Origin of the sequence: Amycolatopsis camponoti (assembly GCF_902497555.1) — a bacterium.
Taxonomy (GTDB): Bacteria; Actinomycetota; Actinomycetes; order Mycobacteriales; family Pseudonocardiaceae; genus Amycolatopsis; species Amycolatopsis camponoti.
The window spans coordinates 960891-975348 of record NZ_CABVGP010000002.1; the positions used below are offsets into that span (position 1 = coordinate 960891).

The following is a 14458-nucleotide window of genomic DNA, read 5'->3' on the forward strand; positions in this document are numbered from 1 at the left end:
TGGATTCCCGACTAAAGTTGCGTGTTTTCTTGAAGCAGTCGCCGGGCGACGTCCACGGTCGCGGCTCCGGCGACGGCCATGGCCTCGGTGTCCCGCAGCGAGCGGCAGAGGACGAAAGCGCCTTCGAGGTTGTTGACGGCGGTGATGGTGAGCGTCCGGGCGGCCTCGGTGCCGATGCCGAACTTGGCGAACCTCTCGGTCCCGGCGTCGATCCAGGCGGTGAAGACATCGGCGGTGGCCTGCCGCAGAGGTTCGTTGGTGGCGGCGACCTCCAGGGCGACGGTCGCGATCGGGCAGCCTTCGACGTAGTCGGTGGCTTCGAGCGTCGCGATCCCGGCGGCGAAGAAGGCCTCGACCCCGCTGACCAGATCGGGCGCGGGCGCGATGAAGAGGTCGAAGAGCTGGATGTAGGCGAGGCCGGAGGTCCGGATGACCTCCTGGCCGAGTTGCTCCTTGCCCCCGGGGAAGAAGTGGTAGAGCGACCCGAAGGGAGCGTTCGCCTCCGAGACGATCTGCTTCAGCCCGGTACCGCTGTAGCCGTTGCGCCGGAACAGCTCGGCGCCGGCGGCCATGATGCGTTCCTTGGTCCCTGCCACGGGTCCGAGGATACGCGCTCACTAGAGCGTTCTACCGACTCCGGCGGTTCGTGGGCCCGGGTTGTCCACAGGGGTTCGGTGATGTGGACAAGCTGGTGCCGACCACGGCTTTTCCCGGGTTCCGTCGGCGACCCCCGATACACTGGAGCGGGGCCGGTCCCCCAGGGAAGGGCGGGGGGTTCCGCCTCGGAGGGGCTTGGAGTGCACGTGCTCGCCGCGATCACCCACGAAACGGCAACAGTGCTCGGTCAACGCCAAGTCCCGGCCGGAAGCATCGATAACAAACTCCACTCGGTCCGCCACGTCACCAAGAGGACCAATTCCGGGCCCGCACCGGCACCGCACCCCGCGCCATGGCCAGCCTGCGCAACCTCGCCACCAGCGCACACCGCCACACCGGCGCCACCAACATCGCCCAAGCGCTTCGCTGCACCGCCCGCAACCCCACCCGAGCCCTCACCCTGCTCGGAATACCCACATGCCAGCACAAATACTTTGCCGGAACCCTGCCAGGGAAGGGCGGGGGCCGGCGAAGTCGTGTCGCCGCGGGCAGGCACGACCCCGGGGCTGATCATGTGGTCGTCGAAGCCGATGACCTGTGCGAAAGCCGTGCGGCACCGGTAAATCGAGAACCGGCCGACACCACCTGTCGTGAAGACACAACCCGCACCCCGTTTGCCGGAACCCTGCCGGAGGGAGAGCGGCAGCCGGGCCTCCGCTAGTGGATGTCCCAAGCCGGGCCCGGGTCCTCGGCGTCGTCGCGCAGGATCGTGCCCTCGATCAGGCCGTACGGCCTGTCCGCCGCGTAGAACACTTCGTTGTCGTTCTTCAGCCCGAACGGGCTCAGGTCCACCAGGAAGTGGTGCTTGTTCGGCAGCGACAGCCGCACCTCGGCTACCTCCGGCCGCGCCTCCAGTACCGCCGCTCCCATCGCGTAGAGCGTCTGCTGGAGCGAAAGGCTGTGCTTCGTCGCGAACGTCTCGAGCATCAGCCGCCGGATCTCGCGGTGGCTCTCGGCCCAGTCGATGCCCTCGCCCTCGTAGCGCCACTTCGCCGTGACAGCCGTCGCGAGAATCCGGTCGTCGGTCTCGGCGAGCGTCGTGTACTCGTCGCGCGGGAAGCCGTGGAACTCCGAGCCGGTCGACTTGAGCAGGGTCAGGCCGTCGATGCCGGACACCACCCACGCCCGGCCGTCGCGGATCGTCACCGCGGTCGTGCGCCGTTCGTCGCCGGAACGGCTGAACGCGTGGTCGTGCGGCTCGCCGCCGACGGCGATCCGGTCCCAGCCGTGCTCGTCGACCTTGACCCGCGCGCCGGTGATGTTCCCCTGCGTGCCGGTGAAGTGCCGCGCCAGGCGCAGCGCGAAGTCCTCGATCTCGCCGACCGGCGCCTCCTTCGCGAAGGCGTACACGGTGTTCTTCTGCGTGTCGGTCGCGAGCACGCCCGCGTTGTCGCCGGTGAGGTGCGTCGCGGCGAGCTCGCCGCGCAGCGACGTCGAGACGGTGAGGTCCTTCAGGTGGTGCACGGGGCCGTCGCGGCGCACCGTCACCAGGCGGACCTCCGCCTTGCCGTACTGGTTGGGGCCCAGGGTGATGGCCACGGTTCAGCTCCCTCGGTAGGTCGAATAGGCGAACGGGCTGAGCAGGAGCGGCACGTGGTGGTGCGCGGTGCCGTCGGAGATCCGGAAGGTGAGGGCCACCTCCGGGAAGAAGGCGTCCGGCCCCAGGTAGGCGCCGGTGTCGAAGACCAGCCGGTAGGCGCCGGGGTCCAGGGTTTCGGGGCCGAGGTCGCGGATGCGGCCGTCGTCGTCGGTGTGCCCGTCGGCGATCGGCTTCCCCTCGGCGGTCTCGAACCGGACGGCGATCCCCGGCGCGGGGCGCCCGCTCGCCGTGTCCAGGACATGGGTGGTCACGAGGCTCACGCGGTCACCGCTTTCGCGAGTCGGAGTTCGGCGATCTTCAGCAGCTCCCGACCGGCGACGGCCAGTTCGGTCGCGGGGTCGTTGTCCAGCCGGCTTTCGAGGATCTTCAACAGTTCTTCCCCGCTGCGGCCGCTCGCGCAGACGAGGTAGACGTGCCCGAACTTGGCTTCGTACTCGGCATTCGCGGCGGCGAAGGCATCGGCGTTGTCCACACCGGACTGTTCCGAGCGCGACCAGTCGCCCTCGGTGCCGTGCTGCTTCGGCTTTTCCCCGATCCGGGGGTGGGCGGCCATGGCCTGCCGGATTTCGTCGCTGCTCAGGGGCAGCTGGGCGGCAGCTCGCAGCGCATCGCGGCTTTCGTACGGCCGATGGCCGAGAATCGCGTCCACCCATCGGGGGACGGCGAGGCAGGCGGTCAACGCCGGACGCACGTCATCGGCGTCGGCGGCGTTGAAGTCGGTGAGGGTGAGCGGCACGGGGAACTCCTCGTGAGTGGCGTCCCGCTGACCGTACGTCGGCGCCGGAGTTCCGTCAACATTTTGTTGAAAGCGCTGGTCAGTCCACTTCCCGGTTGAGGTAGTTGTAGACGGTGAACCGCGTGACCCCCAGCGCGTCGGCCACCGACGAGACGGATTTCCGCAGGCCGAAGGCCCCGCGTTCACGCAGCAACCGGACGGCGCGCTGCTTGCCGGGCCGGTCGAGGTCGCCGAGCTTGGCGCCCACTTCGCGTTCGACATCGGCGATGAGCCGGGCGAGGGCGTCGGTCAGTTCGACCGGCGCGGCGCCCCCGGGTGCGGGCTTCGTGACGGCGGGTGCGTCGGTCCGCGGATCGGCTCGGCGTACCTGCAGGGTGACCTGCGTGGCACCCCCTTCCATCGCCGCCTTCGCGATCGCCGGGAGGGCCTCGAAAAGCTCCTTCGCCTCGCCCCGTGCGAGCGTCCCGAGCGGCCCGAAGTCCGTCTCCAGTCCCGCTTCCGCGGCGGCGTCCCGCGCGGCGAGCGCGTGCTCGGGCGGCGAACCCTCGCCGTGGAACGGTTCGCTCGTGAACTCCGCTTCAAGCCGCACGAGGATGACCGTACTGGGTCACGGGCGCCGATTCGACCGGCAGCCACAGCGGAACGGGCGTCGGTGCGCGGCCGGCTCCGGGCCGTTTCCGCCTGCTTTCGCTCGGATCGGCGACGTGCCGCGTCCGTCGTTGACGAGCGGCGCGCGCCGTGGTTACTGTCGTTGTGCGAAACCGTCTTTCCGTACTGTGAAATCGGCGGTGGTTCATTCCTCCCGGAGAAGGGCTTTCGGATGGAACTTGTGGTGCGCGCGGCCCGGGCTGTCACGGCCGAGGGCGAGGTTCCGGCGACTCTCGGCGTCGACGGCGGCCGGATCGTCGCTGTCGAACCCGGCGGCGCTTCGCTGTCCGGCGACCGCGAAATCGACCTCGGCGACGACGTCGTGCTGCTGCCGGGACTCGTCGACACGCACGTCCACGTCAACGATCCCGGCCGCGCCGAGTGGGAGGGCTTCGAGACGGCGACCCGCGCGGCGGCCGCGGGCGGGGTGACCACGATCGTGGACATGCCGCTCAACAGCCTGCCGCCGACGGTCGACGTCGCGGCGCTGGAGGTCAAGCGCAAGGCGGCGGCCGGCCGCGTGCACGTCGACGTCGGCTTCTGGGGCGGCGCGATCCCCGGCAACGTCGGGGATCTGCGTGGCCTGCACGACGCCGGAGTGTTCGGCTTCAAGTGCTTCCTGCTCCACTCGGGCGTCGACGAGTTCCCGCCGCTCGACCCGGCGGGACTCGACGAAGCGTTGCGGGAACTGAGTTCCTTCGACGCGCTGATGATCGTCCACGCCGAGGACGCGCACGAGATCGACGAAGCACCGGAGCCGCACGGCGGTCGCTATGTCGACTTCCTGCGGTCCCGGCCACGCGCGGCGGAGAACCTCGCGATCACGCACGTCATCGAAGCGGCCCGCCGCAACGACGCCCGCGCGCACATCCTGCACCTGTCCTCGGCGGAGGCTCTGCCGCTGGTCGCTTCGGCGCGCCGCGACGGGGTGGCGCTGACGGCCGAGACCTGCCCGCACTACCTGAGCTTCATCGCGGAGGAGATCCGCGACGGCGCGACGCAGTTCAAGTGCTGCCCGCCGATCCGGGAGGCGGCCAACCGCGAGCTGCTCTGGAGCGGGCTCGCCGACGGCGTGATCGACACCGTCGTCAGCGACCATTCACCGTGCACCCCGGAGCTGAAACGCTTCGACAGCGGCGATTTCGGGCTCGCCTGGGGCGGGATCTCCAGCTTGCAGCTGGGGCTGCCGGCGATCTGGACGCAGGCGCGGCAGCGCGGGTTCGCGCTCACCGACGTCGTCCGCTGGATGGCCGAGCGGACGGCCGCGCAGGCCGGGATGCGCCGCAAGGGCCACCTCGCGGTGGGCTACGACGCCGACTTCTGCGTGTTCGCGCCGGAGGAGGCGTTCGTGGTCGACGTCGCGAAGCTGAAGCACCGCAACCCGGTCAGCGCGTACGACCGGCGGCCGCTCGCCGGCGTCGTGCGCTCGACCTGGTTGCGGGGCACCGAAATCACCGGTGACGAGCCCCGCGGCGCGTTGCTGACCCGGGGGGACTGCTGAAATGGAGGCTGCCTTGTCCGACCGCCCTGACCGTCCTGTGTGGACGGATTTGCCCGACCTCGCGTCACGCCGCTTCGGCGGGACGGTGATGTGGGCGACCGACGAGCTGTTCGCCGAGAAGGAGAACCTGGTCAACCCGTGGACGCCGGCGCACCGCGCCGAGACGTTCGGCCCGAAGGGCCAGGTCTACGACGGCTGGGAGACCCGCCGCCACCGCGAGCCGGGCGACGACCAGGCCGTGGTCAGGCTCGGCCTGGCCGGCACGGTCACCGGCGTCGTCGTCGACACGGCGTTCTTCAAGGGCAACTACCCGCCGTTCGTCTCGGTCGAGGCGGCATCGGTACCGGGCTACCCGTCGGCGGCCGAACTGTCCGAAGCGGACTGGGACGTCCTGGTCGACCGCGCCCCCGCGGCGGGCCACACGGAGAACTTCTACGCGATCAACGGTTCGCGTCGCTACACGCACGTCAGGTTGACCCAGCACCCGGACGGCGGAGTGGCGCGCCTGCGCGTGCACGGCACCCCGATCCCGGACCCGGAACTGCTGGACCTGGACGCGCTCGACCTGGCGGCCCTGGAGAACGGTGCCCTGGTCACCGGCTGCAGCAACAAGTTCTATTCGTCGCCGAACAACGTGCTCTCACCGGGACTGGCAGCGCACCAGGCCGAAGGCTGGGAGACGGCCCGCCGCCGCGACGACGGTAACGACTGGCTGACGCTGCGCCTGGCGGGCGCGGGCATCGTCCGGTTCGCCGAGCTGGACACGAGCAACCTCAAGGGCAACGCCCCGGGCTGGGCGTCGGTCAGCGGCCGCGACACGTACGGCGAGTGGGTCACGCTGTTGCCGAAGACCCGCCTGCAGCCGGACACCCGCCACCGCTTCGCGCTGAAGGACGGCCCGGAGGTCACGGAGGCCCGTCTGGACATCTACCCGGACGGCGGGTTGGCCCGCCTCCGCCTGTTCGGCCGGCTCACCGAAGCGGGCCGGACGAACGTGAAGGCCCGGTTCGCCAAAACGCGGTGAGGGGTCGCGAGCCGCCGTCCGTGGCCGGCGGCTCGCGATCGACCCCTGGCCGGGTCGCGGTCAGCCTGCGGCCGATCCGCGATCAGCCGGCGTTCGGCCGGTTGAGGTAGGCGGAGGCCAGCGACAGGACACAAGCGCAGCCGATGATCGCGCTCACCCACCACTCCAGCCCGGCCACGACGCTCCAGACGAAGGCCGCCGCCGCCAGCACGGCGACGAGGATGTTCCGGAACTGCAGCGGGGTGGGTTTGGCCATGTCACCAGCCTCTCACGGGCGCGAAGGGAACCCCCGCGCGCCTCGAACTCGGTACTTTCGCGATCGAGTCAGCCGTCCGCCCGCAACCGGAGAGACGTCGACTGGCGATGCCTCCGGCGTCAGACCTCCGCGCGCTCGCCAGGCTCGAGCAGCACGAGCCGGTCGGCGAGGCCGGCCGCCTCGAACTCCTTCCGGAGCGCGTCCGGCCCTTCGCTGAAGTGCTGCCAGCCGCGGAAGTGCAGGGGCACCACCTTCGCCGCGCCGAGCACCTTCGCTGCCTCGGCGGCGTTCGCACTGGTCAACGTCAGCGGAGCGCCGTCGAAGAAAGCCGTCCGCGCCGCGCCGGCGAACAGCACCGCGATGTCGACCCGGAACCGCGACGCGATCTTCCGCACCAGTTCGACCGACGCGTTGTCCCCGCTGACGTACACCGTCGGCAGGCCGTCGCCGCCGAGCACGAACCCGGTGACCTCGCCGGTCGTCGCCTCGGCGCCCTCCGGCCCGTGCAACGCCGGGACTGCGGTCACGGTCAACCGTCCGACCTGAGCCTCCTCCCATGGCTCGAGCCCCCGCGCGGTCCCGCCCAGCCGCTCGGCCCCGCTGGGTGTGACCAGAGTCAGCGGCACCGTTCCGAGGTAGGCCCGGCCGCGATCGTCCAGGTTGTCGGGATGCTGGTCGTGCGACAGCAACACGGCGTCCACCACACCGACCGCGTCTTCGGTCAGCACCGAGTCCTCGGTTTTGACCAGCACGCGGTTGCCGACCGGGTGGTCGCCGGGTGCGTCGAAGGTCGGGTCGGTGAGCAGCCGGACACCGCCCAGCTCCAGGAGTGCGGTCGGGCCACCGGACAAGGTGATCGCCAGGTTCTCGGTCATACCCGGGCCAACAGCGGGGACGGACGTCCTCTTCCCCTAGGGCGCCGTCTGCCTCCGTGAGCTGATCACGCCGGTGTTGAACCCGGCCAGGTGGAGCCCGCCGGCGAAGCGCGCGTGTTCGATCTTGACGCACCGGTTCATGACGACGTCCAGCCCGGCCGCCCGCGCCCGGTCGGCCGCCGGCTCGTGCCAGAGCCCGAGCTGCAGCCACAGCGTCCGCGCGCCGGCGTCGATCACCTCTTCGGCCACCTGCGGCAGGTCATCGTGCTTCCGGAACACGCTGACCAGGTCCGGTTCTCCCGGTACGTCCTTGAGCGAGGCGTACACCGGTTTCCCGAACAACGTGTCCAGCCGCGGGTTCACGAAGTTGACCTCGTAGCGCGTCGACGAGAGCAGGTACGTCGCCACGAAGTAACTGGGCCGCGCCGGGTTCGCGGACGCGCCCACCAGTGTCACCGATTTCGTCCGGTCGAGGATCGCCCGCCGCTCGACGGCTCCCACCGCGTACGTCATCCGGCCACCGCCTTGCCCAGTGCCTGGTCGAGGTCCCAGAGGATGTCGTCGACGTCTTCCAGGCCGATCGACAGCCGGATGAGGTCGGGCCCGACCCCCGCGGCCGCGAGCTGGTCCTCCGACAGCTGCGCGTGCGTGGTCGACGCCGGGTGGATCACGAGGGTCCGCGCGTCCCCGACGTTCGCCAGGTGCGACAGCAGCTCCACCGACTCGACGAACGTCTCACCCGCCGCCCGGCCACCGTCGATGCCGAACGAGAACACCGCGCCCGGCCCGGCGGGCAGGTACTTCTTCGCCAGGTCGTGGTGCGGGTGGGCCGGCAGTCCGGCGTAGGACACCCAGGCCACCCGTGGGTCCGCTTCGAGGTACTCGGCGACCGCCCTGGCGTTGGCCACGTGCGCGTCCATCCGCTGCGGGAGCGTCTCGACCCCTTGCAGCAACAGGAAAGCCGAGTGCGGCGACAGGGCCGCGCCGATGTCCCGCAGCTGCTCGGCACGCAGCCGCGTGCAGAACGCGTACTCGCCGAAGTTCTCCCAGTACCTCAGGCCGCCGTAGCTCTCCACGGTCTCGGTCATCCGCGGGAACTTCCCGTTGCCCCAGTCGAACTTCCCGGACTCGACGACGATCCCGCCGAGCGTCGTCCCGTGACCGCCGAGGAACTTCGTCGCCGAGTGCAGCACGATGTCGGCGCCGTGCTCGATCGGACGGCACAGGTAAGGCGTCGCCAGCGTCGCGTCCACCACCAGCGGGATGTCGTGGGAGTGCGCGAGATCCGCGAGTGCCGCGAGGTCGGCGATGCCGCCACCGGGGTTGCCGATCACCTCGGTGTAGAGCAGCCGGGTCCGGTCGGTGATCGCGGCGGCGTAGTCGTCGATGCCGCCGCTGACGAAGGTCGTCTCCACGCCGAACCGCCGGAGCGTGCCGGTCAGCTGGGTCACCGTGCCGCCGTAGAGACCGCTCGCCGACACGATGTGCTCACCCGCCTCGGCGAGCGCGCTGAAGGTGAGGAACTCCGCGGCCTGCCCGCTCGCGGTGGCGACGCCGCCGATGGCGCCCTCGAGGCTGGCGATCCGCTCCTCGAACGCGGCGACGGTCGGGTTCCCGATGCGGCTGTAGATGTTGCCGTACTTCTGCAGCGCGAAGAGGTTCGCCGCGTCGGCGGCGTCCTCGAAGACGAAGCTCGTGGTCTGGTAGATCGGCACGGCCCGCGCGCCGGTCGCCGGATCGGGGGTGCCGCCCGCGTGCAGTGCTCGGGTGCGGAAACCCCAGGTGCGTTCACTCATCGGTTCTCACCGTAACCGTCCTCCCCATCGGATGGCCACGCCTCTCAGGTGATGGGCGGGACCATTTCGTGCTGCCGAGCGTAGCACGTAATAGGATTCCGTGCGCTACACTCGAAAGCATGAAATGCGCCGCGTGTGACAAGCCGCTGCCACCTCGCCAGGGATCAGGGCGAAATCGCCAGTATTGTGACGCCACTTGTCGGAGTGCTGCCCGCCGGCAGCGCGAACACGTAAAGAGTGACTTGACAAACCCGGGTCGTCAATTCATTCTTGACAGCGTGCCGAAGCACGGACCACTGGCCGAAGTCGGCGAGGCGTTGCGGAAAGTTCGCGCCGCCGAGGCGACGTTGCGGGAAGCCGTGGAAGCGGCCAGGGAGGCCGGGCACACCTGGCAAGAGATCGGCGATCTGCTGGGGACCAGCCGGCAGGCCGCCTTCCAGCGGTTCGGCCGGCCGGTCGATCCGGCGACGGGGGTGTCCATGGTGGAGCTGAACCCGCCCGACGCCATCCACCGCGCCGAAGAGCTCGTGGCGGAGCTCGTCAGTTGTCAGTGGCACGAAGTGCGCCGGGACTTCGACGACCGCATGCAGGCCGCGGTCGGCGAGGACGAGCTGCGGCTCGCCTGGGCTCAGCTGGCCGGGTCGGTCGGACGGTACGAGCGGATGGGGGAGCCGTATGCGCGGTCCACGGGTGACTACACGGTCGTCCACATGCCGCTGGCCTTCGAGGCCGGCGAGCGGACGGTGCAGGTGACTTACCGCGACGACGGCCAGGTAGCCGGGCTGTGGATCCGGCCGCCCGAAGAGTAGCCGGTGACCGAGGGGGAACGATGGAAACGCAGGGGGAGAGATGAAGACAGCGATAGCGGGCGTGCTCGCGGTCCTGGCGCCGCTGGTGGCCCCGGTGGCGCAGGCCGCCGAAGTACCCACGGCGACGCACCAGCTCGAGTGGGTGGTCGACGCGACCGGGCGAGTCCCGGTGTCCGACGCCGAGGTGCGCGAGCACGTCGCCGAAGCACTGCTGACCGCCGCGGGCGGCACGGCGGGCGTCAACGGCGCGTTCGCCCGGCTCGGCCCGATCGAGGTGAAACGGATCGTCACCGAGGCCCCGGACCACGTGGCGGCCGCGGTCCACGGGCCGGCCGACGACTACCTGCTCGACCTCCACGTCGACCCGGCCGGGCTGATCGACGGGCTGGCGGCGACCCCGGACGATCCGGTGCCGGCGTCCTGGCCGGAGGTCGACGCGCAGCTCGCGGCGCTCGGCGCCCGGGTGTCGTTCGGCGCGTCGGAGATCCTCCCGGACGGGCGTTGCCAGGTCGTGCACGGCGTGCGCGACGACGTGCAGCGGCCGCTGGGTTCGGCCTTCAAGCTCTACGTCCTGGGCGCACTCGGCAAGGCGGTCGCCGAGCACAAAGCGTCGTGGAGCGAGCAACTGGCGATCCGTGACGACTGGAAGAGCCTGCCGTCCGGGGTGCTGCAGAACGAACCGGCCGGCACACGGCTCCCGTTGTCCGCGTACGCCGACAAGATGATCTCGATCAGCGACAACACCGCGACCGACCACCTGATCCACCGGCTCGGCCGGGACGCCGTGCAACGGCAGGTCATCGCGTTCGGCAACCAGCGGCCGTCGGCGAACATCCCGTTCCTGACAACGAAGGCGCTGTTCGAGCTCAAGGCCACGCAGTACCCGGCCCGGGCGGACGCCTACCTGGCGCTGCCCCGTTGGGCGCGGCCCGCGGCGGTCGCCGGGCTGGAACGCCTCCCGCTCACCGGGCTCCAGGGCTGGCAGGCGCCCGAGAAGATCGACGACATCGAGTGGTTCGGTTCGCCGGGCGACATCTGCCGCGCGTTCTCGGGGCTGCGGAAGGAGAACCAGCCGGAGATCGGGCACGCGTTGTCGCTGAACGACGGTGGCCTGGGACTCGACCGGGCGAAGTTCCCGGAGGTCTGGTTCAAGGGCGGCAGCGAACCCGGCGTGCTCACCTTGAACTACCTTGCGCGCACGGCGGACGGCCGTTCGCTGGTCACCAGCGTCATGGTGTCGGACCCGGTCGCGCCGCTGGACGAAAACCACGTCGCGGCCCGGGGAATCGCCGTCGCGAAGGGTGCGGTAGCGCTTCTCGCGGCTACGCTTCGCCCGTGACGGTGCGGTGGACTCTGACGGTGGACTGCGCGGAGCCCCGCGTGCTGGCGAGGTTCTGGGCGGTGGCCCTCGGCTATATCGAGCGGCCGCCGCCGGCCGGGTTCGCCCGCTGGGAAGACTGGTTCTCCCACCACGGTGTGCCCGAGTCGGAATGGGACGACGGCGCGTACCTCAGCGATCCCGAAGGCGTGCTGCCGAACCTCAGCTTCCTGAAGGTGCCCGAGGGAAAGACCGTGAAGAACCGCTTGCACCTGGACATCCAGGCCGGCGGCGGGCGGGAGGTTCCGTGGGACACGCGGTGGGAGCGGGTCGTCGAAGCGGTCGCCCGGCTCACCGCGGCGGGCGCGACGGTGGTGCGGGAGTACGAGCTGGACGGCCGCCCGGACCACTTCCTGATGGCCGATCCGGAGGGCAACGAGTTCTGCGTGCTCTGAGCTGCCGATCCGGGTGACCGCCGGAGTGGCGACGATCGGCGCAAGAGCAGCCGCCGGAAGGTCGCCCTGCTGGTGGCCGACCTGGTGTCACTGCAGCCGTCCGGGATGACTCAGATCACTCACAGGGTCGTGCGTTCTCGTCACATCGGCCGCTGTCGCGGGGTCTACTCCTACGACGGCGACGCGGAAGGAACGGGACACGGTGGACACGCTGACCGAACGGTTCGAGCAGGAGCGGGCGCGGCTGCGGGCGGTCGCCTACCGGATGCTCGGTTCGGCGAGCGAAGCCGACGACGCCCTCCAGGAGGCCTGGCTGCGGTTCGACCGCACCGACACCGGCGAGGTCGAGAACATCGGGGCGTGGCTGACGACCGTCGTCGCGCGGGTGTGCCTGTCCATGCTTCGCACGCGTCGCAATCACCGTGAGGAGCCTCTGGACGGCCGGCCCGAGCCGGGCGAGGACCGCCGGGACCCCGAGCAGGAAGCGGAGCTGGCCGACACGGTCGGGCTGGCGCTGCTGGTGGTGCTCGACGCGCTGGCGCCCGCCGAGCGGGTCGCGTTCGTGCTGCACGACATGTTCGCCGTGCCGTTCGACGAGATCGCGCCGATGATCGACAAGACCCCGGCGGCTGCCCGGCAGCTCGCGAGCCGGGCCCGGCGGCGGGTCAAGGGCGGCACCGCGGCGGACGCGGGCCTGCCCCGGCGGCGCAAGGTCGTCGAGGCGTTCCTGGCCGCGTCGCGGGGTGGCGACTTCGACGCGTTGCTCGCGCTCCTCGACCCGGACGTGGTGCTGCACGCGGACCGGTTCGTCGGCCCGAGCCCGGCGCCGGTCGTGCTGCGCGGCGTCGAGAACGTGCGCAAGGGCGCGGTGCTGGCGTCCGAGCGGGCGCGCACCAGCGAGCTGGCCCTCGTCGACGGCTCGCCCGGGCTGCTGTGGGTGCGCGAGGGGCGGCTGTCGGTCGTCCTGGCGTTCCAGGTCGACGGCGACCGGATCACCGGCATCGAGGTCATCGCCGACCCGGAGCGGCTGCGCGGGCTGGAGCTGGCCGTCCTCGACTGAGGCGCGTCAGCCCAGGGCGGCGCGAAGCCGCGCGTCACGCTCGGACGGCGTCTGGCGCGGGCAGCTCACGCACTTCGGGTTGCCGACCTCGTAGATCAGGCAGCACGACGCACGACGCACGGCAGGGGTCCGGCCGACACGCACGAATCGCGGCTTCGGCAGGCCCAGGCCGAGCGCGGCCACGAGCGGCTCGGCCAGGGCCATCGCGCGCTCGGGATCGGGCGTCCACAGCAGCCGGTTGCCGATCGAGTCGGTGGCGATGGCCCCGAGGGCGCGCGCCCGGGCGCCGGTGACGGCGGCGATCGTGGCGATGGCGGTCCCGAGCGCCTCCCCGAACGCGGCGCCCAGTTCGGGCAGCCCGCCGGACAGGGAACGGGTGGACCGGGCGCCGAGGAACCGGCCGTCGGCGAGGAGGTCGATCTCCACGGCGTCGAGCGACGGGTCGGCCAGCGTGAGCCGAGGGGAACGGCCTTCGGGCGGTGCCGAGGCAGCCCGCACGCTCGTCGAGTGGTCCGCCCCGCCGGACGGCACCGGGCTCGCGACACTCTCCGTCGCGGCGACCAGGCTCTCGAGCGCCGGGGCTACCAGCACCGAGGAGAGCGAGTACCACCAGATCGTGCCGAGGATCTCCGGCGCGGCGCAGCCGTAGAGCTTGGCCGCGCCGCCGATGCGGGCGCGTACCCACTCGGCGTCCGCGAGCAGGGTCGCGGGCGCGGTCCAGTCGGGCTTCACGTCACCCAGCCTTCCAGACCTCGGCGACGCGGGCCGGTGGGATCGCTTCCGGGAGCCGAGCGCGGGCGATCACCGGGTTGGGCGGCGACGGCGGCCGGTTCCCGCCGGGAGCGTCTCACAGCCGCCGGTAGGTGGAGACCGTGAAGGACACCGTCACCGCCTGGGGCTCGGCCAGCGCGTCCAGGCGGGCGCGGCGGTCGCCACGGTCGAGGTGGAAGGCCGTCGGGCCCATCTCCACCGCCTGGCGGATCTGCCGCGGGGTCAGCCGCGCCGTCCGGTGGACCTCCGTCCGCCCGGTGCGGGCGAAGTACTCGCCGAGCGTGCCGTCCAGGCGCTCCTCCTTGCGGTCGTCCACCGACAGCACGAGGTCGCCCAGCTCGCGGAGGTGGTCCGGGGTCGGGGCCGCGACCGTCAGCAGACCCCCGGGCCGCAGGACGCGGTGGAACTCCGGCCCGTTGCGCGGCGCGAAGACGTTCAGCACCGCCGACGCCACCTCGTCGCCCACCGGCCACGGCTCCCACAGGTTCCACACCGCCGCACCCAGCCGGGTGTGGGCGCGGGCCGCGCGCCGCAGGGCCACCGCGGAAACGTCCAGCGCCAGGCCGAACGCCGCCGGTGCCGCCTCCAGGACGTGCGCCAGGTAGTAGCCCGTGCCGGCGCCCGCGTCGATCACGAGATCGCCGGCGCCTTCGCACACACGGGCCAGCTCGTCCGCGAGCGGCCGGTACGCGCCCGACGCCAGGAAGTCCGCGCGGGCCGCGACCATCGGTGCCGTGTCCGCCGTCCCCGCCGGGATTCGCGCGTGCAACAGGTTCACGTAACCCTGTCGAGCTAGATCGAATGAGTGACCGTCCTGGCAACGCAGTGTGCGATCTACGGCCCCCAACCGGGTTCCGCACACCGAACAGCGCAACGCTTCCACGACCCGAGGTGGCAGTGGGTCATTCTCGCGGTCGCTGGCAGTCATGGGGATATTCGACCACGACGTAAC

The 14458-nt window shown here is 71.1% G+C and carries 17 protein-coding genes; 6 read left to right on the forward strand and 11 right to left on the reverse strand.

Going from position 1 to position 14458, the window contains the following annotated elements:
• Positions 1 to 11: 11 nt before the first annotated feature.
• From AA23TX_RS25035 to AA23TX_RS25060, 5 genes are all read right to left on the reverse strand, one after another.
• Positions 12 to 596 (reverse strand): TetR/AcrR family transcriptional regulator, encoded by a 585-nt coding sequence (locus tag AA23TX_RS25035; RefSeq protein ID WP_439328777.1) that lies wholly within the window; start codon positions 594 to 596, stop codon positions 12 to 14.
• A gap of 718 nt (positions 597 to 1314) precedes the next feature.
• Entirely contained in the window at positions 1315 to 2196 is an 882-nt protein-coding gene (gene pucL, locus AA23TX_RS25045; RefSeq protein WP_155545289.1) for a factor-independent urate hydroxylase, read from the reverse strand.
• Between the two features lie 3 nt (positions 2197 to 2199).
• Positions 2200 to 2517: a hydroxyisourate hydrolase gene (gene uraH, locus AA23TX_RS25050; RefSeq protein ID WP_155545290.1), complete on the reverse strand. Its 318-nt coding sequence runs from the start codon at positions 2515 to 2517 to the stop codon at positions 2200 to 2202.
• Positions 2514 to 2993 (reverse strand): 2-oxo-4-hydroxy-4-carboxy-5-ureidoimidazoline decarboxylase, encoded by a 480-nt coding sequence (uraD, locus tag AA23TX_RS25055; protein WP_155545291.1) that lies wholly within the window; start codon positions 2991 to 2993, stop codon positions 2514 to 2516. The genes uraH and uraD overlap by 4 nt, the downstream gene beginning before the upstream one ends.
• A 79-nt stretch (positions 2994 to 3072) precedes the next feature.
• Complete coding sequence (locus tag AA23TX_RS25060) at positions 3073 to 3582, reverse strand: helix-turn-helix domain-containing protein (protein ID WP_155545292.1); 510 nt, start codon at positions 3580 to 3582, stop codon at positions 3073 to 3075.
• Positions 3583 to 3813: 231 nt separating this feature from the next.
• On the opposite strand from AA23TX_RS25060, the gene allB reads away from it, so the two are divergent.
• Positions 3814 to 5142 carry an allantoinase AllB gene (gene allB, locus AA23TX_RS25065; protein ID WP_155545293.1) on the forward strand — a complete coding sequence of 443 codons (1329 nt, stop codon included), beginning with the start codon at positions 3814 to 3816 and terminating at the stop codon, positions 5140 to 5142.
• 1 nt (position 5143) lies between these two features.
• Positions 5144 to 6166 carry an allantoicase gene (gene alc, locus AA23TX_RS25070; protein WP_155545294.1) on the forward strand — a complete coding sequence of 341 codons (1023 nt, stop codon included), beginning with the start codon at positions 5144 to 5146 and terminating at the stop codon, positions 6164 to 6166.
• Between the two features lie 82 nt (positions 6167 to 6248).
• On the opposite strand, the gene AA23TX_RS49675 is transcribed toward alc, so the two are convergent.
• From AA23TX_RS49675 to AA23TX_RS25085, 4 genes are all read right to left on the reverse strand, one after another.
• A complete protein-coding gene (locus tag AA23TX_RS49675) occupies positions 6249 to 6422 on the reverse strand; it encodes a hypothetical protein (protein ID WP_196425520.1) in 174 nt (57 codons plus the stop codon).
• Positions 6423 to 6541: 119 nt separating this feature from the next.
• On the reverse strand, positions 6542 to 7297 hold the full coding sequence (locus tag AA23TX_RS25075; RefSeq protein ID WP_155545295.1) for an MBL fold metallo-hydrolase: 756 nt from the start codon (positions 7295 to 7297) through the stop codon (positions 6542 to 6544).
• Between the two features lie 36 nt (positions 7298 to 7333).
• The gene (locus tag AA23TX_RS25080; RefSeq protein ID WP_155545296.1) at positions 7334 to 7810 is read right to left on the reverse strand and encodes a CoA-binding protein; all 477 of its coding nucleotides are present in this window, start codon (positions 7808 to 7810) and stop codon (positions 7334 to 7336) included.
• Complete coding sequence (locus AA23TX_RS25085) at positions 7807 to 9093, reverse strand: O-acetylhomoserine aminocarboxypropyltransferase/cysteine synthase family protein (RefSeq protein WP_155545297.1); 1287 nt, start codon at positions 9091 to 9093, stop codon at positions 7807 to 7809. Before AA23TX_RS25085 ends, AA23TX_RS25080 begins: the two co-directional genes overlap by 4 nt.
• 278 nt (positions 9094 to 9371) lie before the next feature.
• On the opposite strand from AA23TX_RS25085, the gene AA23TX_RS25090 reads away from it, so the two are divergent.
• The 4 genes from AA23TX_RS25090 (at position 9372) to AA23TX_RS25105 (ending at position 12735) form a co-directional block, all read left to right on the forward strand.
• A complete protein-coding gene (locus AA23TX_RS25090) occupies positions 9372 to 9902 on the forward strand; it encodes a DUF3887 domain-containing protein (protein ID WP_196425521.1) in 531 nt (176 codons plus the stop codon).
• 40 nt (positions 9903 to 9942) lie between these two features.
• Entirely contained in the window at positions 9943 to 11241 is a 1299-nt protein-coding gene (locus tag AA23TX_RS25095) for a serine hydrolase (RefSeq protein WP_155545299.1), read from the forward strand.
• A complete protein-coding gene (locus AA23TX_RS25100; protein ID WP_196425522.1) occupies positions 11238 to 11675 on the forward strand; it encodes a VOC family protein in 438 nt (145 codons plus the stop codon). Before AA23TX_RS25095 ends, AA23TX_RS25100 begins: the two co-directional genes overlap by 4 nt.
• Before the next feature lie 202 nt (positions 11676 to 11877).
• Positions 11878 to 12735 carry a sigma-70 family RNA polymerase sigma factor gene (locus AA23TX_RS25105; protein ID WP_155545300.1) on the forward strand — a complete coding sequence of 286 codons (858 nt, stop codon included), beginning with the start codon at positions 11878 to 11880 and terminating at the stop codon, positions 12733 to 12735.
• Between the two features lie 6 nt (positions 12736 to 12741).
• Here the strand turns inward: AA23TX_RS25105 and AA23TX_RS25110 are convergent, their stop codons facing one another.
• Together AA23TX_RS25110 and AA23TX_RS25115 are read right to left on the reverse strand one after the other, a co-directional pair.
• Positions 12742 to 13467 (reverse strand): (2Fe-2S)-binding protein, encoded by a 726-nt coding sequence (locus AA23TX_RS25110; RefSeq protein WP_155545301.1) that lies wholly within the window; start codon positions 13465 to 13467, stop codon positions 12742 to 12744.
• Between the two features lie 115 nt (positions 13468 to 13582).
• A complete protein-coding gene (locus tag AA23TX_RS25115; protein ID WP_338422509.1) occupies positions 13583 to 14434 on the reverse strand; it encodes a putative RNA methyltransferase in 852 nt (283 codons plus the stop codon).
• Positions 14435 to 14458: the final 24 nt, after the last annotated feature.